General features: G+C 65.1%; 16 protein-coding genes. 11 read left to right on the top strand and 5 right to left on the bottom strand.

All coding sequences use genetic code 11. The features are described 5' to 3' along the window. Position 1: 1 nt before the first annotated feature. The 3 genes from folP (at position 2) to SE16_RS09090 (ending at position 4,029) form a co-directional block, all read left to right on the top strand. Positions 2-1,210: a dihydropteroate synthase gene (folP, locus tag SE16_RS09100; protein ID WP_200907316.1), complete on the top strand. Its 1,209-nt coding sequence runs from the start codon at positions 2-4 to the stop codon at positions 1,208-1,210. A 5-nt stretch (positions 1,211-1,215) separates the two neighbouring features. After that, positions 1,216-2,577: a M16 family metallopeptidase gene (locus SE16_RS09095; protein ID WP_054493304.1), complete on the top strand. Its 1,362-nt coding sequence runs from the start codon at positions 1,216-1,218 to the stop codon at positions 2,575-2,577. Between the two features lie 96 nt (positions 2,578-2,673). Continuing rightward, positions 2,674-4,029 carry a hypothetical protein gene (locus tag SE16_RS09090; RefSeq protein WP_152918140.1) on the top strand — a complete coding sequence of 452 codons (1,356 nt, stop codon included), beginning with the start codon at positions 2,674-2,676 and terminating at the stop codon, positions 4,027-4,029. A gap of 3 nt (positions 4,030-4,032) precedes the next feature. Here SE16_RS09090 and SE16_RS09085 read toward each other — a convergent pair whose 3' ends face one another. From SE16_RS09085 to SE16_RS09075, 3 genes are all read right to left on the bottom strand, one after another. Further along, positions 4,033-4,290 carry a hypothetical protein gene (locus SE16_RS09085; RefSeq protein ID WP_054493306.1) on the bottom strand — a complete coding sequence of 86 codons (258 nt, stop codon included), beginning with the start codon at positions 4,288-4,290 and terminating at the stop codon, positions 4,033-4,035. A gap of 62 nt (positions 4,291-4,352) precedes the next feature. Further along, complete coding sequence (locus tag SE16_RS09080) at positions 4,353-4,904, bottom strand: TlpA family protein disulfide reductase (RefSeq protein ID WP_060687507.1); 552 nt, start codon at positions 4,902-4,904, stop codon at positions 4,353-4,355. Next, positions 4,901-5,386 (bottom strand): cytochrome c-type biogenesis protein, encoded by a 486-nt coding sequence (locus SE16_RS09075; RefSeq protein ID WP_054493307.1) that lies wholly within the window; start codon positions 5,384-5,386, stop codon positions 4,901-4,903. Before SE16_RS09075 ends, SE16_RS09080 begins: the two co-directional genes overlap by 4 nt. A 269-nt stretch (positions 5,387-5,655) precedes the next feature. Between SE16_RS09075 and SE16_RS09070 the strand changes: the two genes are divergently transcribed. From SE16_RS09070 to SE16_RS09060, 3 genes are read left to right on the top strand one after another with little or no spacing between them, the layout of a single operon-like run. Continuing rightward, positions 5,656-6,129 (top strand): cobalamin B12-binding domain-containing protein, encoded by a 474-nt coding sequence (locus tag SE16_RS09070; protein WP_054493308.1) that lies wholly within the window; start codon positions 5,656-5,658, stop codon positions 6,127-6,129. Beyond that, positions 6,126-7,076 (top strand): methylmalonyl Co-A mutase-associated GTPase MeaB, encoded by a 951-nt coding sequence (gene meaB / locus SE16_RS09065; RefSeq protein ID WP_054493309.1) that lies wholly within the window; start codon positions 6,126-6,128, stop codon positions 7,074-7,076. The genes SE16_RS09070 and meaB overlap by 4 nt, the downstream gene beginning before the upstream one ends. A 1-nt stretch (position 7,077) precedes the next feature. Further along, the gene (locus tag SE16_RS09060; protein ID WP_054493310.1) at positions 7,078-7,653 is read left to right on the top strand and encodes a GNAT family N-acetyltransferase; all 576 of its coding nucleotides are present in this window, start codon (positions 7,078-7,080) and stop codon (positions 7,651-7,653) included. A 77-nt stretch (positions 7,654-7,730) separates the two neighbouring features. On the opposite strand, the gene SE16_RS09055 is transcribed toward SE16_RS09060, so the two are convergent. Both SE16_RS09055 and radC read right to left on the bottom strand, forming a co-directional pair. Beyond that, positions 7,731-10,172 carry a DNA internalization-related competence protein ComEC/Rec2 gene (locus SE16_RS09055; protein WP_060687499.1) on the bottom strand — a complete coding sequence of 814 codons (2,442 nt, stop codon included), beginning with the start codon at positions 10,170-10,172 and terminating at the stop codon, positions 7,731-7,733. Between the two features lie 27 nt (positions 10,173-10,199). Then, positions 10,200-10,919 (bottom strand): RadC family protein, encoded by a 720-nt coding sequence (radC, locus tag SE16_RS09050; protein ID WP_054493033.1) that lies wholly within the window; start codon positions 10,917-10,919, stop codon positions 10,200-10,202. A gap of 214 nt (positions 10,920-11,133) precedes the next feature. Here radC and SE16_RS09045 point away from each other — a divergent pair, with 214 nt between their 5' ends. The 5 genes from SE16_RS09045 (at position 11,134) to SE16_RS09025 (ending at position 20,075) form a co-directional block, all read left to right on the top strand. Then, positions 11,134-14,514: a tetratricopeptide repeat protein gene (locus SE16_RS09045; RefSeq protein WP_060687497.1), complete on the top strand. Its 3,381-nt coding sequence runs from the start codon at positions 11,134-11,136 to the stop codon at positions 14,512-14,514. Between the two features lie 27 nt (positions 14,515-14,541). Beyond that, a complete protein-coding gene (locus SE16_RS09040) occupies positions 14,542-15,333 on the top strand; it encodes a helical backbone metal receptor (protein WP_054493400.1) in 792 nt (263 codons plus the stop codon). 162 nt (positions 15,334-15,495) lie between these two features. Continuing rightward, a complete protein-coding gene (locus tag SE16_RS09035; RefSeq protein WP_054493190.1) occupies positions 15,496-16,134 on the top strand; it encodes a hypothetical protein in 639 nt (212 codons plus the stop codon). Between the two features lie 188 nt (positions 16,135-16,322). Further along, on the top strand, positions 16,323-18,725 hold the full coding sequence (locus tag SE16_RS09030; RefSeq protein ID WP_054493189.1) for an endonuclease MutS2: 2,403 nt from the start codon (positions 16,323-16,325) through the stop codon (positions 18,723-18,725). Positions 18,726-18,731: 6 nt separating this feature from the next. Further along, entirely contained in the window at positions 18,732-20,075 is a 1,344-nt protein-coding gene (locus SE16_RS09025; protein ID WP_054493188.1) for a bifunctional folylpolyglutamate synthase/dihydrofolate synthase, read from the top strand. Positions 20,076-20,086: the final 11 nt, after the last annotated feature.

The raw sequence follows: 20,086 nt of genomic DNA, 5'->3' as shown, positions 1-20,086 counted from the left end.
TATGCGGATTCGTCCATTGGCAGCACACACACACGCAGACCTGGTGCGCGAGTTAGCCGCACAGGGCTGGGCGATGCCCGAAAAAAAAGCGGCGCACGCCCACCAACTCACCCTGTGGGTGTCGGGATTGACGCCCGAAGAAGAAGCCGTGATGCGCCGTGCAACCGTTGCGGGCGTGAGCGTTCTGGCGCCTGAGGGGGCGCGTGGCGGCGCCTGTTTGCTGCTGACGACACAGGCCGCCTTGCTCGCCCTGGCGGACGAGGTCGAGGCGCGCGGCGCTGATGCGTTGGCGGACGCCTTGCGCGGTACGCACCGCCGGTTGACGACGCCGCCCGCACCGTTGCGCATTGGTCCGCTCATGTGCGAATGGGGCACACGCACCTATGTGATGGGTATTCTCAACGCAACGCCCGACAGTTTCAGCGGCGATGGGTTGCTGCAACAGGATGATTGGGTGCGCGCGGCGGTCGAGCGGGCGCGGCTCTTCGTCAAATGGGGGGCGGATATCATCGACGTGGGGGGCGAAAGCACACGCCCCGGTGCGCAGCCGGTGGACGAAGAAACCGAATTGGCGCGGGTCGTGCCTGTGGTGGAAGCCATTGCGCGCGAGGTCGAAGTTGCCATTTCGGTGGACACCTACAAAGCACGGGTCGCCGCCGCCGCGCTGGAAGCGGGCGCGCACCTGGTGAATGATGTGTGGGGCTTGCGTATGGACCCCGACATGGCGCGTGTGGTGGCGGACTACGGCGTGCCTGTGGTGGTGATGCACAACCGCAGTCGCCCCAAAAACGCGGTGCAGGAAGCCCGTTTGGGTGGGCGGTACGAGGGCATTACGTACACACACCTCTTGAACGATATTCTGGACGAATTGGAAGCCAGCATTGAGATGGCGCTGGCGGCTGGTATTCCTGAGGAACACATCATCATTGACCCCGGTGTCGGTTTTGGCAAAACCGTCGAGCAGAACTTGGAACTCGTTGACCGCCTGGATGCGTTTCGTGCCCTCGGACGCCCCATTTTGCTGGGGACGTCGCGCAAAAGTTTCATCGGCTACACGTTGGATTTGCCGCCTGACGAACGTGTTGAAGGGACAGCCGCAACCGTGGCGATTGGCATTGCGCGCGGCGCTGATATTGTGCGCGTGCATGATGTGTTGCCCATGGTGCGCGTTGCCCGTATGACCGACGCACTTGTACGACGCAGAGGGTAGATGCAATGCCGAAAACAACGCAGACCTCTTCTTCTACCACTTTTACCACGTATCAAGACGAATGGGTCGGGCATGTGGTCTATCATTCGCGCTTGCCCAATGGGCTGCACGTTGTCAGTGTGCCGCTCCCCGATCGCTTGTCGGTGATGGCGGTGCTCTCGTTGCGTGTAGGCTCACGCTACGAAGACGATCGGCAAGCCGGTGTGGCGCATCTCATCGAGCATCTTGTGTTCAAGGGGACGCATACCCGCCCCACATCACGCGATGTTGTGTTGCCGATTGAAGGCGTTGGCGGCATTCTGAACGCCAACACCTCGCGCGAGATGACCAACTATTGGGGGCAAGTGCCTTTCCAGCATGTGGAGCGCTTGTTGGATGTCTTGTTCGACATGGTGATGAACCCCCTCATGCGCGAGGAAGATGTTGAACACGAAAAAGCCATCATCATCGAAGAAATCAACGCCAGCCTGGATATGCCCGACGAAGTGGCGGGGCTGGCGGCGATGGCGCTTCTTCACCCTGGGCATCCGCTTGGGCGCGATATTGCCGGAACGCGCGAGACCGTGCGGGCGCTCACCCGTGAGGACGTGTTGGCGTTCATGCAGACCTTTTACGGTCCGCAAAACGGTGTGCTGGCGGTTGCCGGACGGGTTGAACATGAGGATGTTGTCGCCTGGGCGCAGGCGTTGAGCGCTGAGTGGCAAGGCGGCGCGGGAAAGCAACCCTTTCCTGCACAGCCGTTGCCTGCGGGGCTTCATGTCCAATGCATTCACCGCGACATTGAGCAAGTGCAACTGGTGATGGGGGTGCGCACCGTTCCTGAGCGTCATCCCGACCAATACCCCTTGCTCTTGTTGAATGCGTTGCTGGGCGATGGCATGGCGTCGCGGTTGTTTTTGCAGGTGCGCGAGCAACTGGGCTTGGCGTACCATATCGGTTCGTACCTCTCGTTTGGCTCCGATTTTGGCGAAATGACCATCGAAGCGGGGGTGGACCCCGCGAACGTCATGCTCGCGCTCGAAGCCATTGCCAGCGAGGTGCGCAACATTGTGGCCGAAGGCCCAACCCCCGAAGAAGTCATCTTTGCCCGCGAATACGTGACAGGGCGCTTGTTGCTGGGGCTGGAATCGGGAATGCGGGCGGCGGGTTGGTATGTCACGCAGTTGTTGCAAGGCGTCAGCCCTTTGCTCTCGCCGAGTGATGTGTTGGCGGCGTTGGCGGCGGTGCAGGCTGAAGATATCCAGCGCGTGGCGCAAACGTATCTCACGCCGTCCAACATGGTACTGGTATTGGTGGGACCGGTAGGCGACGCACCGCAGTTGTCGCCGCCGTTGCTGGAAGAACGGCTGATGACATGGCTCGCGTAAGATGATCACGTGAGCGTTGTCGCGGCTGATTGATGCCATGCAAGGGGATGTGGGCACATATCCCCTTTTTCAAAACAGAAAGGAGAAAGCGCTTTCATGTTTACAAAGAAAAGAATGTTCCTGCATGGTGTTGTAATTGTGTTCGCATTGCTCTGCGCCGCCTGTTCGCAACCGCTTGCCGGCTTGAACGACCCACCCCCCACGCCGTCCCCCACGCCCTGGCCGACGCCGGCGCCGCAAAGCATCTACGTCAATCCGCACATATCGCTGGGAACAATCAGCCCCTACGTGTATGGCGCCAACTATGGTCCATGGATGAGCATTCCGCTGGCGTTGCAGGAAGAAGCGCGTCAGTCGGGGATTACCTTTTTGCGCTTCCCCGGCGGCAACTGGGGCGATACCCACACCCTCAAACCGTACCACATTGACGGCTTGATGATGGTCTCGGAAATGTTGGGCGGCGCTGAGCCGAGCATCAGCGTGCGGTTTTTGGACAGCACGCCTGAGGAAGCCGTTGAGGTCATGCGCTATGTCAAGGAGCAGGGCTATCAGGTGCGCTATTGGAGCATCGGCAACGAGCCGAGTTTGTACGATGAGTACGACACCGAGCGGTTCAATCGTGAATGGCGCGCCTTTGCCGAAGCCATGCGAGCCTTCGACCCCGATATCGTGCTCATGGGGCCGGAAATTCACCAGTACACCGGCAACCCGGCGACTGACCCGCGCGACGCGCAGGGGCGCTTGTGGATGGAAGAGTTTTTGCGCGCCAACGGCGATTTGATTGATATCGTCTCCTTCCACCGCTATCCGTTCCCACGCAGCATGACCGACCCAGAAGCGACGCCCGACGAACTGCTTGCCAATAGCGAGGAGTGGGACCATATCATCCCCACTTTGCGCCAAACCGTGCGCGACCTGACGGGGCGCGACTTGCCAATCGCCGTCACGGAAGTCAACTCTTATTGGAGCAACACCAGCAGCGGCGAAACCACCCCCGATTCGTTTTACAGCGCCTTGTGGTGGGCGGATGTGTTGGGGCGGTTGATTCGCGAGGATGTGGAGATTGTCGCGTACTTTGCGTTGCAAACGCCAACCTCGATTGGCGGCTATGGCTTGCTGGCGCGGACGGACGTGCGCCCCACGTACTACGTCTACCAACTCTACAAGCAGTTTGGCGATGAGCGGGTACAGGCCGAAACCGACGTGCCGCGCCTTTCAGCCTATGCCGCGCGCCGCGCCGATGGGGCGCTGACGCTGATTGTGGTCAACCGTGCGGCTGACGCGCAGCGTGTGCCCTTGCAGATTGTGGGCGTCGAACAGGCGACCGCCGAGGTATGGCTCTTCGACCGGGCGCATACAGCCGAGCAGGTTGCCAGCGTCACTTTGCAATCGGGGCAAGCGGTGGATATTCCCGGCGAGGCGGTCGTCCTCTATGTCATTCATCCAGAATGAGGGTTAGCGTTCGTCGAATGTGTGGGGCGGCACGTCGTACACGTCGTACTCATCCGGGGGCGCGGCGACGACGAAGAACGGCCATGCCATCAGCCCGCCCCCCAGCACCAGCAGGAAGAGGCTCAGCGTGAGCGGGCTCATGTGGCGGCTCATCAGAAGCCCCAGCAAAACGCCCAGCACCAGCCCGATGAGCACCGCCAGCACCACAAGCGCCAGCAGCAGAAGAAGCCAATCCGCCCAGGATGTACCGCGTGCAAACATGGCCGCCTCACAAACGCCGCTGGGTGAAGAAACAAACAAGGCGCACCCACGTGCGCCTTGTTTCATTCTTGCAACAGACGTTGCATCCACTGTTCGAGTTCGTCATGTTCCAGCGGGCCGATTTTCACCCCCGCGATGTTCCCCTCGCGGTCCACAAAAAATGTCTCCGGGACTCCCTGAATGCGATACGCATCCGCAATGCGATTGCCTTTGTCCATACCGTTCGGGTAGGTGATGTCGTAGCGGTCAATGTATTCCAGCGCCGGTTCCAGCGTGTCCACGTAGTCCACGCCGATGAACATCACTTGCCCCTTGTAGCGGCGCCATGTTTGCTCAAGCAAGTCGGCTTCGCGGTAGCATTCCACACACCACGACGCCCAGAAGTTGATGACCACAGGCGTCCCGCGAAAATCGGAGAGGCGCAGCGTTTCGCCCTCAAACGTTTCCAGCGTGAAATCAGGGGCGGGGCCGCTGCTCACCTGCCCTTGTTGCGTGCGTATCAGCGCCATAGCCAGCAACGCCAACACCACGAGCGAAACCGCCACAACCCCATAAAACCAGATGGGGCGGCTGCTCGTTGTCGGCTTCGGGGAAACGTCGCCTTGAACGCTCATTCGCTCTCCAATGCCTCTAACTCACGCTCTACACGTTCCAGGTCGGCATCATCCACGGCGATATCGCCCACTACTGGGCTCGTTGTGGGAAACAGCCGTTCGCCGTTGAAACGCTGCCGCCACCACCAGAGGACGCCGAGCCCTGCCGCCAACGCCAGCACAATCGGGAAGAGCCACACGAGCCAGCCCCACCCTTTCTTTTCAGGAGCGCCCAACACTTTGGGACCATACTGCTCGGCGAAGTAGGCTTTGATTTCTTCCGGCGTTTGGCCGGCGGCAAGGCGTTCGGCAATCTCTTGCCGCATATCTTCGCAGACTTTCAACTCGCACACGTCCAGGCGCAAACCGGCGCACAATGGGCAATAGAGTTCAGCCGCCACCGCGTTGACTTCATCGGCGGTGGGGGTTTGCGCCTTTGTTTCGGTCGCAATGCCCAACAGCAGCACCAGCACGCCGCTTATCAACAGCAAAATGCGTTTCATACTTCCGCGCCTCTTTCGCCTCATGATAGACGACTTGGTCGGTGGAAAAGTATAATCCAATTGAACACACGTACAAGTGAAAAGTTTCACGTTGCCTGTTCCGCTGGACGAAACAGAAAAATGGCGGCTGATGGGCGACGCATTCGCCGCATGATTGCGGCGCACTTTTCTTTTTCGTATAATTCACCAGCGACGCGAGCCGCTCTCGCCTCTGTTTGACGGCAATGGCGCCGAGATGATGAGAGACAACTGCATAGGGGGTTGACAACATGAGCGACAACAATCTGAACAAAATTCGTGTGTTGATTGCCAAGCCCGGCTTGGATGGGCACGACCGCGGCGCAAAAGTGGTTGCGCGCGCCTTGCGCGACGCCGGTTTTGAAGTGATTTACACCGGTTTGCGCCAAACGCCGGAAATGATTGTGGAATCCGCCATTCAGGAAGACGTGGACGCGATTGGGCTGAGCCTGTTGAGCGGTGCGCACATGACGATTTTCCCGCGTGTGCGCAAATTGATGGATGAGAACGGTCTGGAAGATGTGATTCTGTTTGGCGGCGGTATCATCAGTGAAAGCGACGCCAAAATTTTGAAGGAGCAATACGGTGTGGCGGGCGTCTTTGGTCCCGGCACGTTGATGAGCACGATTATTGACTTCTTGAAAGATGAACTGCGCAAGCGCGGCAAACTGCCCCCCGAAGAGCCTGCCGCCGCTGAAAGCACCGACGAGGCGAAAGAAGCATGAGCACGCCACCCCAGGAAGCCGTTGAACTGGTTGAACGCTTGCTAGCAGGCGACCGTCGGGCGCTGGCGCGTGCGATTACCCGCGTGGAAAACGGCGGCGCGGTGGGCGAGGCCATTCTCGCGCAACTCTACCCCCGCACCGGGCAAGCGCATATCGTCGGGGTGACGGGACCGCCGGGCGCGGGGAAGAGCACCCTCGTCAACGCCTTGACGAAGGAGTTTCGCGCGCGCGACAAGCGCGTGGCGATTGTCGCCATTGACCCCACCAGCCCCTTTTCCGGGGGGGCGCTGTTGGGCGACCGCATCCGCATGCGCGACCACACGGGCGATGCGGGCGTGTTCATCCGCAGCATGGCGACGCGCGGGAGCCTGGGGGGGCTGGCGCGCGCAACGGGCGATGTCGTTTCGGTGCTGGACGCCGCGGGCTTCGATATCATTTTCATCGAAACGGTGGGCGCGGGGCAGGTGGAAGTGGACATTGCCCGCGAAGCGCACACCACCATTGTCATCGAAGTGCCGGGCTTGGGCGATGATGTGCAGAGCATCAAGGCGGGCTTGCTCGAAATCGCCGACATTTTCGTCGTCAACAAAGCCGACCACCCCGACGCTGTCCGTGTGATGCGCACACTCCGCATGATGCTCGATTTGGGGCATCCGCGCTCGGATTGGAAGATTCCCATCTTGCCGACGGTGGCGACGCGCGGCGAAGGCGTTGCCGAGGTCGCGGACGCGATCGAAGCCCACCGCCGCTACCTGGAAGAGAGCGGCGAATGGCAAACCCGTGTGCGTATCCGCGCCGAAAATGAGTTCGAACGGATTTTGCGCCGTGAGTTGGTGGCGCGCTTGCGACGCCAATTGCCGCCCGGCGAGTATGAGCGCACGCTTGACGAGATTACACGGCGCGGCATTGACCCATACACCGCGGCGCACCGGCTTCTGGAAGGGTGATATGGTTCGACAGCATACCCACACGCCACCGGCAGCCCATATTGATTGGCCTGTGCGCACGTCCACCAAGGACGGCGCGCCGGTTGTGCTGCGCCCCATGAAGCGGCGTGATGTCTGGCGTGCGGCAAGCGGGTTGGGGTATGTCTCGCGCCAGAGTTTCCACATTGGCGTTGAAGACGTGAGCATTGGGCAGGTCGCCAACGAGTTTATGGTCTCGCTCAAAATGCCCCGCTATCTCTACCTGGTTGCCGAGGTGGAAGATGATTTCGCCGGTCTGGCAACCGCGCGACCAGGGCGCTTTGGCGAGAAGGATTTTCACGTGGCGACGCTGAGCATTTGGCTGTTGCCGTTCGCGCGCAACCGGGGTGTGGGGCGCGAGATGATGAAAACGCTCATCGAGTGGTGCCGCGTGGTGGGCTATGAGAAAGCCGAGTTGGAAGTGTTCGCCAACAACGCCCCCGCGGTACACCTCTACCGCTCGCTGGGGTTTGAAGTCGAAGCCGTCCAGCGCCGCGCGGTGCGCACGCCCCGCGGCACATACACGCATAACATTTTCATGGGGCTTTTTCTGACGTAGCCGCTTCTTCATTGCGGTATCGCCAGCCCTGTCGGAACGCCAACGCCCGACAGGGCTTTTTTCGTGCGCCCTGCCTCTCAGCGTTCCGCTTCAAACCAGAGCGTGCGCCCATCGGTCGCCAGGTGCAGGGTCCCGTCCTGGTCGGTGCGCCAGACGCGCACCCCCGCCTGTTGCAGACGGTCCAGCACGGCGTCGTTGGGATGCCCATAGCGGTTGTCCGCCCCTACGGAGAGCAGGGCAAACCGGGGGCGCACCGCGTCCAGAAAGGGGCGCGTGGTGGATGAGGCGCTGCCATGGTGCGCTACTTTGAGCACGGCGCAGGGCGTCAGCATGCCGCTGCGCACCAGTTCGGCTTCGGCGGGCGCTTCAATATCGCCCGTCAAGAGCGCGCAAAACGCCCCGTAGCGCAGGCGCACCACCACCGAATTGTCGTTTTCCACGCGCTCGCTCTGCACGTAGGGGCGCGGCGGTCCCAACACGTCCAGCCGCACGCCATCCCCCAGCATGAGGCGTTGCCCCCGCCGCGCTTCCACCAGGCGCGTCTGCTCCTGCGCCAGCGCCGTTTCCCAGGCGTCCCACAGCGCGGTCGTATCCGCCAATCCGGGGTGAATGACCATCGCCACGTCGTAGCGTTCCAGCAGACCGGGCAAGCCGCCCAAATGGTCGGCGTCGGCGTGGGTGAGGATGAGCGCGTCGAGCGTGCGGTCCCACGGCGGCAAACGCCTGCCCACGCGCGCGAGCAGCAATTGCGGGTCGTTGCCGCCGTCCACCAGCAGTTGCTTGCCGTCGGGGGTGATGATGAGCAGGGCGTCGCCTTGCCCGACGTCGAGGGCGTAGAGGTGCAAACGCCCGTCGGGGGCGTGTTGCGCCGCCAGCCAGGGCAGTGTGGCGAACACCACCAGCGCCGCCAGCCCCACCGTCTGCCGGCGGGCGATGGAAGTGTGCCAGAGTGTGCGCGCCCGTTCGCGCCAGGTGGGTTGAGTGGCGTAGCCCCAGGCGAGCGCCAGCCCCACGTAGTAGCCCAGCAGGCTGCGCGTGCCGAAACGCCCCACGTCCACGCTGGCGAGCGGCAAGCGCGCCGTCCATTCCACCATGGCAAACGTCCACGTCAGCCCCAACCACGGTATCCACGCCAGCGCGCGCCCCAGCGGCAGCCAGACCAACCCCGCCAGCAGCGCCGCCCCGCCCCCCAGCATGACCCACGATTGCACGGGGAGAATCAGCAGGTTGGTGAGCAGCGAGACGATGGAAAGCCGCCCAAACACGCTGACGATGAGCGGCGTGGTGAGCAGTTGCGCCGCGAACGTGACGATGAGCGCGTCGTTCAACAGCGCCATGACGGTGGCGCGGCGAGCCCCCAGCCATGCCAACCGCGCTTCCACCCAGGCGGTGAGCGTCGGCACGAAAAGGATGAGCGCCAGCGTGGCGAGCGCCGAGAGTTGAAAGCCGAGGTCGTAGAGCGTGAAGGGGTTGAGCAAGGTCATGACCAGCGCGCTGGCGGCGAGCGAGTTCAGCGCCAGACTGCGCCGCCCCATGTGCAGGGCGACCACGTAGAGGATGCCCATTAGCGCCGCGCGGCTGACGGCGGCGTCCGCCCCGACGAGCAGCGCGTAGAGCGCCACGCCCCCCACCGCCAGCCAGGTGGCGCGGCGTTCCCCCACCAGCCGTTTGCCCAGCGCCAGAAAAAGCCCCGCGATGATGGAAATGTTGAAGCCCGAAATGACGATGATGTGCGTGGTGCCGGTACGGTTGAAGGCTTCCATGAGGTCGTCGGGGATGCCGCTTTCGATGCCGAGCAAGATGCCGTTGAGCAGCGCCGCATGCGGTTCCGGCGTGATGGCGTTCAACGTCGCCGAGGCGCGGTCGCGCAGGGCGTAGAGCAAGCGGTAGAACAGACGCCCGCGCCCCTCTTCCAGCAGCGTGGCGGACGCCCGCCGCATGAGGCTATACACACCTTTGCGCGCCAGATAGGCGCGGTAGTCGAAATCGTCGAACGTGGGGGGCGTTTCCAGCAAACCGCGCACCAGCAGACGGTCGCCGTAGTGGTAGGCGGGGTAGCGCCCCAGCGAGACGATGAAATCGCCCTGCACGGGGGCGCGCCGTCCATCCGGCAGGGTGATGGCTTCGGCGCGCAGCCGCAGGCGTTGGCGCGTGCCGTCCCGTTCGGGGTAGGCCGCCACCCACCCCTCGACGCCCACACGCGCGCCCAGGTCGTTGTAGCGTGCGAGGGCGGCGCTGTCGAACGTGGGGGTTGCCCAGGCGGTACGCGCCCCGCCGCCCGCCCACGCCGCCAGTAGGAGCAACGCCAGCAGGCGCGTATCGTGCAGGGGGTGCACGCGAAAGACAATGTCCGCGGGATGAATGCGCCGCCACGCATGCCGCCGATACGCCCCGGCGCCCAGCAGGGCGACGAGGGCGAGCGCCCCCCACGCCCAGACCGGCAGGCGCAGGTGAGCGGCGGCGACAATGCCCAGCAACCAGGCGACCACAACCGCGGTCAGCGGTGGAAGCGAGGTCATGGCACGCTCCTTGTGGGATGAGGGCGATTAGATGAAGCCGCCTAGCCCGCGCTCGCGCAGGCTGACCCAGCGGTTCTGCCCAATGACCAGATGGTCGAGCACTTTGATGTCGAGCAAGCGCCCCGCTTCGACAATGCTTTGGGTGACGCGCACGTCTTCGGGGCTGGGCGTGGGGTCGCCGCTGGGGTGATTGTGGGCGATGAGAATGGCGGCCGCGTTGGCGCGGATGGCGTCGCGGAAGACTTCGGCGACGCGCACCACCGAGGCGTTGAGGCTGCCTTTGTAGAGCGTTTTGACCGCCATGACCGTATTCTTCGTGTCGAGGAGCACCACGCGCATGACTTCTTGCGTCAGGTGCATCATGTCGGGCATCAGCAGGCGGGCGGCGTCTTCGGGTGAACCGATTTTGGCGCGGGCTTCGGGGGTGAGGCGCGCCAGGCGACGCCCGATTTCGAGCGCGGCGAGCAGTTGCGCCGTTTTGGCGGGTCCCAGCCCCTTCGCGCTCTGCTGAATGTCGAGCGCGTCGGCGCGTGAAAGCCCCAGCAGGCCGCCAAAATGCACCAGCAGGTGCTGGCTCAGCGCCACCACGTTCATGCCGCGCACGCCGGTGCGCAGGAGAATGGCCAGCAACTCGGCGTCGGAGAGGACGCCCGGCCCGTGTTGCAGCAGGCGTTCGCGCGGGCGTTCATCAAACGGCAGGTCGCGCATCATCAAGGGGCGGTATTCCTGTTCATCCTGTGAGGACATGCGGAAGGCTCCTGAGGTCGGTTGTTCGCGTGGTACGGCGTGGTGAACTGTCGGAGGCGATGTGAGCATGCAATGCACGCCGCCATTGTAGGGGGTGGTGGTCGGCTCTGTCAAACCGCTGGAGCGGGGCGCGCCCCGCCGCGGAAATGACATGTTTTTTCAATCGCGCTATACTCCACCCTAACGATGAGGGTGAAGTGGAAGGAGCAGCGCCATGCCCGTGGTGCGTCTGTTGACGGCTCTGTTGAAACACCAGGCCCGCGTCTGGCTGGGGGAGGAAACCGCCGGCGTCCTGGCCGACGCGCTCATTGAGGCCGAACTCGCCCCCCGCCTGGACGCCTGGCTCACCGACGCCGAAACCCAACGCCGCCTGGAAGCCGCCGCTGAGGCTGCTCGCATCTGGTTGCAGGACCCCGCCAACTGCCCCGACGCCGACCTGCGCCGCCTCTTTCACAGCCTGGACTTCGGCACGCTGCCCGCGGTGCAGGCGGCCCTGGCCCGCCTGCCCGCCGCGCTGGACGCCCGCGGGCTGGAGGACACCCTGCGCGACGCCTTCGACCGCGACCTGCCCACCCTGCCCGCGGAGCGCCGCGCCGAAGCCGCCCGCCTCTACACCGAGGCGCTCCTGCGCGCGGTGGCCCGCCTGCGCGACTTCGCCCTGCCCGTCCTGCTTCACCTGGTGCAGCAAGCGCGCGCCGAACAGCAGGCCGGCTTCGCCCAGGTGCTGGCGCGGCTGGACGAGGTGCTGGCGCGGCTGGCGCAGGGCGAGACACCGCCCGCGGACGACCTGCACGCTCTGCGCGACGCCCTTGTGCAGGGGCGGGTGCTGGTGCACGGCGATGTGAATCACGGCGTCATCATCATCGGCCACCACAACCGCGTGACGCTGAACCCTGCCCAGGCCGAGGCCCTCAAGCCGGTCCTCACCCTGCCCGGCGAACTGCCCCCCGGCTCCCACTTGCCCCTGGGGCGCAACGCCGCTTTCATCGGCCGCGAGGCGGCCTTGGCCGACCTGGCGCGCGCCCTGCTGCCCCCCGACGGCGAAACGGCCGCCGCCCCCGCCGTGCTGGTGACCCAGGCCATCACCGGCCTGGGCGGCGTGGGCAAGACGCAAATCGCCGTGGAGTTCGCCTACCGCTACGGCTACCGCTTCCGGGGCGTGCATTGGCTCGACCTGCGCGACCCCGACCTGCTGGAGGAGCAGATTGCCCGCAACGGCGAGGAAATGGGACTGGCCCGCGGCGCGGGCGAAGACTTGGCCGCGTATGCCCGTCGCGTGCTGGAAGCCTGGCAGCAGGACGGTCCCCGCCTGGTCATCCTGGACAACCTGGAAGAGGTGGACGCCGCCCGCGAGACCCTGCGCCGCCTGCGCCACCACACCCTGCGCCTGCTCCTCACCGCCCGCCGCAGCCTGTGGCCCCGCGATCTGGGGCTGGACGTGCGGCCGCTGGATATCTTCACCCCCGACGAAAGCCGCGCCTTTCTGCGCCGCTACCTCTCGCCCGAGCGCGCCGCCGACGCCGACCTGGACGCCCTGGCCGAACGGCTGGGCCATCTGCCCCTGGCGCTGGAACTGGCCGGCCGCTACCTGAACTACGTGCGCACCCTTTCCGTGGCCGACTACCTGGCGCGGCTGGAGGACCCCTTCGCCCACCCCTCCATGCAGGACTGGAAGTCCGAATGGGGCAACCCCACGGAACACGACCTGAACCTGTGGGCCACCTTCGCCCTTTCCTGGGAGCAGTTGCAAGATGAAAAGGTGCGGGGCGAAACCGCCTCCCGGGAGCAGGAGCAGAACGAAACCGCCCGCCGCCTCTTCCGCGCCGCCGCCTTCCTGGCCCCCAACGCGCCCATTCCCGACGACATCCTGCGCCTGGTGGAGCCCGACGCCGAGCGCCGCGGGCTGGCGCTGGGCCGCCTGCTGGAACTGGGTCTCTGGCGGGAGGACCCCGAAGGCCCGGTGGTGCACCCCCTGCTGGTGGAGTTTGCCCGCCGTTTGGCGGAGGAAACCCCCGACGAAGGCTACACCTTCCTGGTAGCCCTGGCGGACCTTGCACGGGAGACCAACGAGCACGTGGATCGGACGGGCGATTATGCCCTCTTTGCTCCGCTGCTGCCCCACCTGCGCGCCGCGGCAGGACGGGGCGAGGCCCTGGCTCCCGAGGTCGCCGCCCGCCTGTGGAGCGAACTGGGCTACCACCTGCACGCCCTGGCCGACTACGCCGGGGCGCGGGCCTGCTTTGAGCGGGCGCTGCGCATCTTGGAGGCCCATTTGGGCGAAGAGCACCCCAACGTCGCAACGCTGGTGAACAACCTCGGGAGTGTGCTGCAGGACCTGGGGGACCTGGCGGGGGCGCGGGCCTGCTTTGAGCGGGCGCTGCGCATCGACGAGGCGGTCTTCGGCCCCGACCACCCCAACGTGGCCCGCGATGTGAACAACCTGGGGCGTGTGCTGCAGGCCCTGGGGGACCTGGCGGGGGGGCGGGCCTGCTACGAGCGGGCGCTGCGCATCGACGAGGCGGCCTTCGGCCCCGACCACCCCAAGGTGGCCATTCGGGTGAACAACCTGGGGAGTGTGCTGCAGGACCTGGGGGACCTGGCGGGGGCGCGGGCCTGCTATGAGCGGGCGCTGCGGATCGACGAGGCGGTCTTCGGCCCCGACCACCCCAACGTGGCCCGCGATGTGAACAACCTGGGGAGTGTGCTGCAGGACCTGGGGGACTTGGCGGGAGCACGGGCTTGCTTGGAGCGAGCGTTGCGCATTTGGGAGCATCACCTGGGGGAATCGCATCCCCATATGGCCGCGGCAGTGAACAACCTGGGTAGTGTGTTGTATGCCCTAGGGGACTTAGAAGGAGCGCAGGCCTGCTATGAGCGAGCGTTGCGCATTTGGGAGCATTACCTGGGGGAATCGCATTCTCGTGTGGCCGCAGCGGTGAACAATCTGGGGCTTGTGCTGCAGGCTCTGGGAGATCTGGAAGGGGCGCGGGCCTGCTACGAGCGGGCGCTGCGGATAGATGAAGAGGCCTTTGGCCCCGACCATCCCAATGTGGCCCGCGATGTGAACAACCTGGGGTATGTGCTAAAGGCCCTGGGGGATTTGGAAGGGGCGCGGGCCTGCTATGAGCGGGCGCTGCGCATTGACGAGGCAGCCTTCGGCCCCGACCACCCCAACGTGGCCCGCGATGTGAACAACCTGGGGCGTGTGCTGCAGGCCCTGGGGGACCTGGCGGGGGGGCGGGCCTGCTACGAGCGGGCGCTGCGCATCGACGAGGCGGCCTTCGGCCCCGACCACCCCAAGGTGGCCCGCGATGTGAACAACCTGGGGAGTGTGCTGCAGGACCTGGGGGACCTGGCGGGGGCGCGGGCCTGCTATGAGCGGGCGCTGCGCATCAACGAGGCGGTCTTCGGCCCCGACCACCCCAACGTGGCCCGCGATGTGAACAACCTGGGGAGTGTGCTGCAGGCCCTGGGGGATCTGGAGGGGGCGCGGGCCTGCTATGAGCGGGCGCTGCGCATTCTCAGGGCCACACTCCCGCCCGACCACCACCGTATTCGGTTTGTGGAAAACAACCTGCGGGCGTTGGACGGATAAGACCTTGTGCAGACAGGAGGCAGACCCATGCAATTGTGCGACGTGCGCGGCAAATGCTTCGCGCCCATTCAGCAGCCGGAGCGGCTGGTGAGCCTGGTGCCCAGCACCACCGAAACCCTTTTTGCGCTGGGGTTGGGCGACGCCCTGGTCGGCTACACGCGCTTTTGCGTTCATCCCGCCGACCGCATCACCCCCGATAAGTGGATTGGCGGCACCAAGAACCCCAAAATCGAGCGCATTGTGGCTCTGCGCCCCCAACTGGTGCTCGCCAACCGGGAGGAGAACCGCCGCGAAGATGTGGAGGCGCTGGAAGCCGCCGGCGTGCCCGTCTGGGTGGCGGAGCCGCTGACGGTGGAGGCGGCCGTCGCCGATATTCGCACGCTGGGCGCGCTGCTCAACCGCCGCGCGCAGGCCGAGCGCCTGGCCGCGGAGATTGAGCGGAAGGTGGCGGAGGCGCGCGCCGCCCAGCCGCCCCCCTGGCGCTTTGCCTACGTCATCTGGCGTGAACCGTGGATGGCCGCCGGCGCGGAGACCTTCATCAGCAACCTGCTGGCGCTTGTAGGGGGCGTCAACGTCTTTGAGGGGCGCTATCCCGCGTTCGATTGGGAGACGCTGCGCGCGGCGCGCCCCGATGTGGTGCTGCTGGCGTCCGAGCCGTACCCCTTCCGCGAGGAGCACGCCGCCGAAGTCCGCGCGGCGCTGGGCGAGGGCGTGGCCGTGCGGCTGGTGGATGGTGAACTGCTCGCGTGGCATGGGGTGCGCCTGCGTGAAGGGGTACCCTACGCCCTGCAACTGGCGCAAAGCCTGGCGGTCTCGTAAGCGGCGGTGGGCGGGGTTTCACCGCCGCTTTTTACAAACTTCTTACATCTTTCCACACAATTTTCACATTCTCTCCACCGCCTCTCCAAACCCTTCATCTACCATGAACAGTGCCAAGCGATGGCACGCAACCAACCAAATCAACAAGATGGAGGGTACACGATGAAAAAGAAACTGTTCTACGCAACCACATTGGCCGCCGTTCTGGGTGTGCTGGCGTTGGCAGTGGGGATTTTCTGGGCGCCGTCCAGCGCGGCCGCGCAAGAACCCGACACCGACACCCAAACCGTGAACGTCGCAGGCAAGGTGGGGCGCTTCTTCCACGGCATGCGCGACATCATGGACCAATTCCTCGCCGAAGAGTTGGGCGTGAGCGTGGACGAACTGCAAGCCGCGCGTGAACGCGCCGCCGACCGCACGCTCGACTACGCCGTCGAACAAGGGAAGTTGACGCAGGAACAAGCCGACCTCATCCGCGCGCACCGCGTCATGAAGGACTACTTCGACCCGCAAGCGGTGCTCGCCGAGCAACTGGGTATCACGGTGGAGGAATTGCAAGCCGCCCGTGAAGACGGCACCCTGCGCGACCTGCTCGCCGACCTCGACCGCGACGCCCTGCGTGACGCTATGGACGCCGCCTGGAACGCCGCCATTGACCAGGCCGTCGCCGACGGCGCCATCAGCGCCGACATCGCCGACCAACTGCGCGACCGCGGTCCCGCTGTGGGCGGCAAATTCGGCCCCGGCCACGGGCGCGGCGGCCACGGGCGTGGCGGTCCCGGCTTCGGGTTCGGGCGCTAACCCCGCCGTCTCGCCGAAAAGCCCCGTCAGGTCCACCCTGGCGGGGCTTTTTTCGTTGACGGCGTCCCGTTGGCGCGTCCCAATCTCCCCATCTCCAAACTTATGCTACAATCTCCAACTGACACAACCACCTGACGCCCGCGCGCGTCGGGTTTTGCATGTGAAAAGCAGAGATGAAGCAGACAACCATGCCACACGGACTCGACGCCAAATCAATCGAAACGCTGGAACTGCCCAAAATTCTTGAACGGGTGGCCGCGCTAACCGCCTTCTCCGCGGGGCGTGAACGCGCGCTCTCTTTGACGCCGACCAACGACCCGGAGACCGTCCGCCGCCGCCTGGCGGAAACGCGCGAAGCCCGCGACCTGCTCGCCCGCCATCCCAACGCACGCATCGGCGGGGCGCGGGACATCCGCGAAGAGGTGGAGCAGGCGCAGAAGGGGGGCGTGCTCTCGCCCATCACCCTGCTGGACATCCGCCAAACCATCATCGCCGGGCGGCGCTTGCGGTCGCTCATCCTGCGCAACCGCGAACACTACCCCGCGCTGGCGCGCATCGCCGACCGCATCGAACCGTGTGAAGCCCTCGATGAAGCCATCGCCGCCGCCATTGACGACAACGGCGACGTGCGCGACGACGCCAGCCCCAAACTGCGCCAATTGCGCCGCGACATCGCCATGGCGCACGACCGCCTGCTGGAAAAACTGCGCCGCATCATCAGCGACCCCAACATGCAGCGCTGGCTGCAAGAACCCATCATCACCCAGCGGGGCGACCGCTACGTCATCCCCGTCAAGGCGGAGCACAAGGGGCGCGTGCGGGGCGTTGTCCACGACCAATCGTCATCGGGCGCGACTGTCTTCATCGAGCCGCTGGAGACGCTCGACCTCAACAACCAGTGGCGCGAACTGCAAATCGCCGAGCAGCACGAAATCGAACGCATTTTGCGCGAACTGAGCGACCTCGTGGCCGAAAACAGCGATGAACTCATCTGGACGGTCGAAGCCCTGGCCGACCTCGACCTTGCCTTTGCCAAAGCCGAATACGCCGACCGCCTGCGCGCCGTCGAACCCGAACTGAGCGACCCCGCCAGCCCGCCGCGCGACCAGCCGCTGGTGAACCTGCACCAGGCGCGCCACCCCCTGCTCGACCCGGAGACGGTTGTGCCAATTGACGTCTGGCTGGGACCCGATTTCCGCATCCTCGTCATCACGGGACCCAACACGGGCGGCAAAACGGTCACGCTCAAAACCGTGGGCTTGCTCACGCTGATGACCATGTGCGGCTTGCACATCCCCGCCGCCGAAGGCTCGCGCGTGGCGCTCTTCGACAACGTCTTTGCCGACATCGGCGACGAACAGAGCATCGAGCAAAGCCTCTCCACCTTCTCATCACACCTGACCAACATCACGCGCATCTTGCGCGCCGCCACCCCATCCAGCCTCGTCCTGCTGGACGAAGTGGGCGCGGGCACCGACCCCGTCGAAGGGGCGGCGCTGGCGCAAGCCCTGCTCATGCACCTGCTGGAACGGGGAATTTGGGCGATTGTCGCCACGCATTACAGCGAACTCAAAGTCTGGGCGCACATCACGCCGGGCGTCAAAAACGCCAGCGTGGAATTCGACCTGGAAACCCTGCGCCCCACCTACCACCTGCGCATCGGCTTGCCGGGGCAATCCAACGCCATCGCCATCGCCCAGCGCCTCGGGCTCGACCCCGCCATCATCGAACAGGCGCGCGCGTTGCTCTCCTCGCACGACATCGAACTCGAAGCCCTGCTTGCCGATATCAAGCAGACGCGCGACGCCGCCCAGGCTGAAGCCGAAGAGGTGCGGCGCGAACGCGAAGCGCTGGAACAGACCCGCCGCGAACTGGAACGCCGCCTGGCGGAACTCGAACACGAACGCATCCAATTGCTCAACCAGGCGCGCGAAGAAGCCCGCCGCGAACTGGAAGGCGTGCGCGCCCACATCCGCGACCTCATGCAACGGCTGGCGCGCTACGCCGACCAGCAAGAAGAACTGCGCGCCATTCGCCGCGAGATTGACCAGATCGAAAAAGAGGAACTCGCGCCGCTCAAAGCGCCCCCCCTGCCCGATGAAGAACCCGCCGAAGAACCCGTGCCCGACGGTCCCATCCAGGTTGGCGATACCGTCTGGGTGCCCGCGTTGGGGCGCACGGGCGACGTCATCGCGCTGGACGGCGACGAAGCCGAAATTGCCGCGGGCGCGTTCCGCCTGCGCCTGCCGCTGGACGAGGTGCAACGCCGCCCGCAAAAGAAACAGCCCGCCCAGCACGCCGCGCCCACCGTCCCAACGCCGCCGCGCCGCGTCGCCGAAGCCCCGCCGCTGGAACTCGACCTGCGCGGAATGCGGGTGGATGACATGCTCCCCGTCCTCGACAAGTACCTGGACGACGCCTACCTGGCGGGCGTGCCCTCTGTGCGCATCATCCACGGGAAGGGCACAGGCGCGTTGCGGCGCGCCGTGCGCGAACAACTGCGCAACCACCCACTGGTGGCGACCTTCCGCCCCGGCGATACAACCGAAGGGGGCGACGGCGTCACGGTGGTGCAACTCAATCTACGGTGAAAGCCTATGACTTACGAAGAAACACGCGCCTGGCTCTGGTCTCTGATTGATTTTGAGCGCCAACCGCCCGCCACCCGTTCCCCCTACAAACTGGACCGCATGCGGGCGTTGCTGGCGCGGCTCAACAACCCGCAAGACGCCGTGCCGACCATCCACATTACCGGAAGCAAAGGCAAAGGCTCTACGGCGTCCATCATCGAAAGCGTCTTGCGGGCGGCCGGCTACCAGACCGCGCTCTACACCAGCCCGCACCTGCACACCGAGCGCGAACGCATCCAACTGGCGGGGCGCGCCATTTCGCCGGAGTATCTGGCGCATTGCGCTGAACAGGTGCGCCGTGCGGCGGAACAACTGGAAGGGCTTACCTTCTTTGAAGCCATCACCGCCATCGCCTTCCTGGCGTTCGCCGAAGCCGCAGTGGACGTTGCCGTGATCGAAGTCGGTTTGGGCGGCACACTTGACGCTACCAACACCATCAGCCGCCCGCTCGTTTCCATCATCACGCCCATCAGCCTGGAACACACGCACATCCTGGGCGATACCCACGCCCTCATCGCCCGCGACAAGGCGGGCATCATCAAGCCGGGGCGTCCTGTGGTGGTGGCGCCGCAAGTGGAAGAGGCGTGGCGCGAAATCGCCAACGCCGCCCAGCGCCAGAACGCTCCACTGGTGGACGTTGCCCGTGAGTGGGTTTGGGCGCGTCGGGCGCTCAGCCTGCGCGGTCAAACCATCGCCCTGCGCCATCGCACGCGCGCCGAGTGGGCGTGGGACGACCTGCCCTTTGCCTTGCTGGGGGCGCATCAACTCGTCAACGCCGCCACGGCTGTCGCCGCGCTCACCACCGTGCGCGAAGAAGGGGCGCTCACGTGGGACGACGACGCCTTGCGGGCGGGGCTGGCGCATGTGCGCTGGCCGGCGCGCACAGAAGTGTTGAACGCGCGCCCCTTCGTGCTGGTGGACGGCGCGCACAACGACGCATCCGCCCAGGCGCTTGCCGAAACCTTGCGCGACCTGGCGCTCAACGGCGGCGTCTCCTGGGACCGCCTCTGGATGGTGTTCGGCGTTTCCGCCGACAAGGACGTGGAAGCGATTGTGCGCCCTCTGCGCCCCTTCGCAACAGGCTGGATTGCCACCCAAGCGCGGCATCCGCGCGCCATGCCCGCCCCCCGGTTGGCGGAGCGGCTCACCGCCGCCCTCGACCCGTTGGCGGTTGTCCTGCCCGCGCCCGACGTGCAAACCGCTTTCACCAACGCGCTCGACATGGCGGGTGAAGACGGCGCGGTCATCGTCACCGGCTCGCTCTTTGTGGCTGCCGAAGCTCGTGCTTTGTGGTACAATATTCGCCCTTGAAACAGTCAAAC

This window comes from Ardenticatena maritima (assembly GCF_001306175.1).
Taxonomy (GTDB): Bacteria; Chloroflexota; Anaerolineae; order Ardenticatenales; family Ardenticatenaceae; genus Ardenticatena; species Ardenticatena maritima.
The sequence above is the reverse complement of the archived record's forward strand: the minus strand, read 5'-3'. Positions and strand labels throughout refer to the sequence as shown.

Excerpts from the sequence above, each read along its gene's own strand:
- folP (WP_200907316.1), top strand. The coding sequence starts at position 2 with ATGCGGATTCGTCCATTGGCAGCACACACACACGCAGACCTGGTGCGC.
- SE16_RS09095 (WP_054493304.1), top strand. The coding sequence starts at position 1,216 with ATGCCGAAAACAACGCAGACCTCTTCTTCTACCACTTTTACCACGTAT.
- SE16_RS09090 (WP_152918140.1), top strand. The coding sequence starts at position 2,674 with ATGTTTACAAAGAAAAGAATGTTCCTGCATGGTGTTGTAATTGTGTTC.
- SE16_RS09085 (WP_054493306.1), bottom strand. The coding sequence starts at position 4,290 with ATGTTTGCACGCGGTACATCCTGGGCGGATTGGCTTCTTCTGCTGCTG.
- SE16_RS09080 (WP_060687507.1), bottom strand. The coding sequence starts at position 4,904 with ATGAGCGTTCAAGGCGACGTTTCCCCGAAGCCGACAACGAGCAGCCGC.
- SE16_RS09075 (WP_054493307.1), bottom strand. The coding sequence starts at position 5,386 with ATGAAACGCATTTTGCTGTTGATAAGCGGCGTGCTGGTGCTGCTGTTG.
- SE16_RS09070 (WP_054493308.1), top strand. The coding sequence starts at position 5,656 with ATGAGCGACAACAATCTGAACAAAATTCGTGTGTTGATTGCCAAGCCC.
- meaB (WP_054493309.1), top strand. The coding sequence starts at position 6,126 with ATGAGCACGCCACCCCAGGAAGCCGTTGAACTGGTTGAACGCTTGCTA.
- SE16_RS09060 (WP_054493310.1), top strand. The coding sequence starts at position 7,078 with ATGGTTCGACAGCATACCCACACGCCACCGGCAGCCCATATTGATTGG.
- SE16_RS09055 (WP_060687499.1), bottom strand. The coding sequence starts at position 10,172 with ATGACCTCGCTTCCACCGCTGACCGCGGTTGTGGTCGCCTGGTTGCTG.
- radC (WP_054493033.1), bottom strand. The coding sequence starts at position 10,919 with ATGTCCTCACAGGATGAACAGGAATACCGCCCCTTGATGATGCGCGAC.
- SE16_RS09045 (WP_060687497.1), top strand. The coding sequence starts at position 11,134 with ATGCCCGTGGTGCGTCTGTTGACGGCTCTGTTGAAACACCAGGCCCGC.
- SE16_RS09040 (WP_054493400.1), top strand. The coding sequence starts at position 14,542 with ATGCAATTGTGCGACGTGCGCGGCAAATGCTTCGCGCCCATTCAGCAG.
- SE16_RS09035 (WP_054493190.1), top strand. The coding sequence starts at position 15,496 with ATGAAAAAGAAACTGTTCTACGCAACCACATTGGCCGCCGTTCTGGGT.
- SE16_RS09030 (WP_054493189.1), top strand. The coding sequence starts at position 16,323 with ATGCCACACGGACTCGACGCCAAATCAATCGAAACGCTGGAACTGCCC.
- SE16_RS09025 (WP_054493188.1), top strand. The coding sequence starts at position 18,732 with ATGACTTACGAAGAAACACGCGCCTGGCTCTGGTCTCTGATTGATTTT.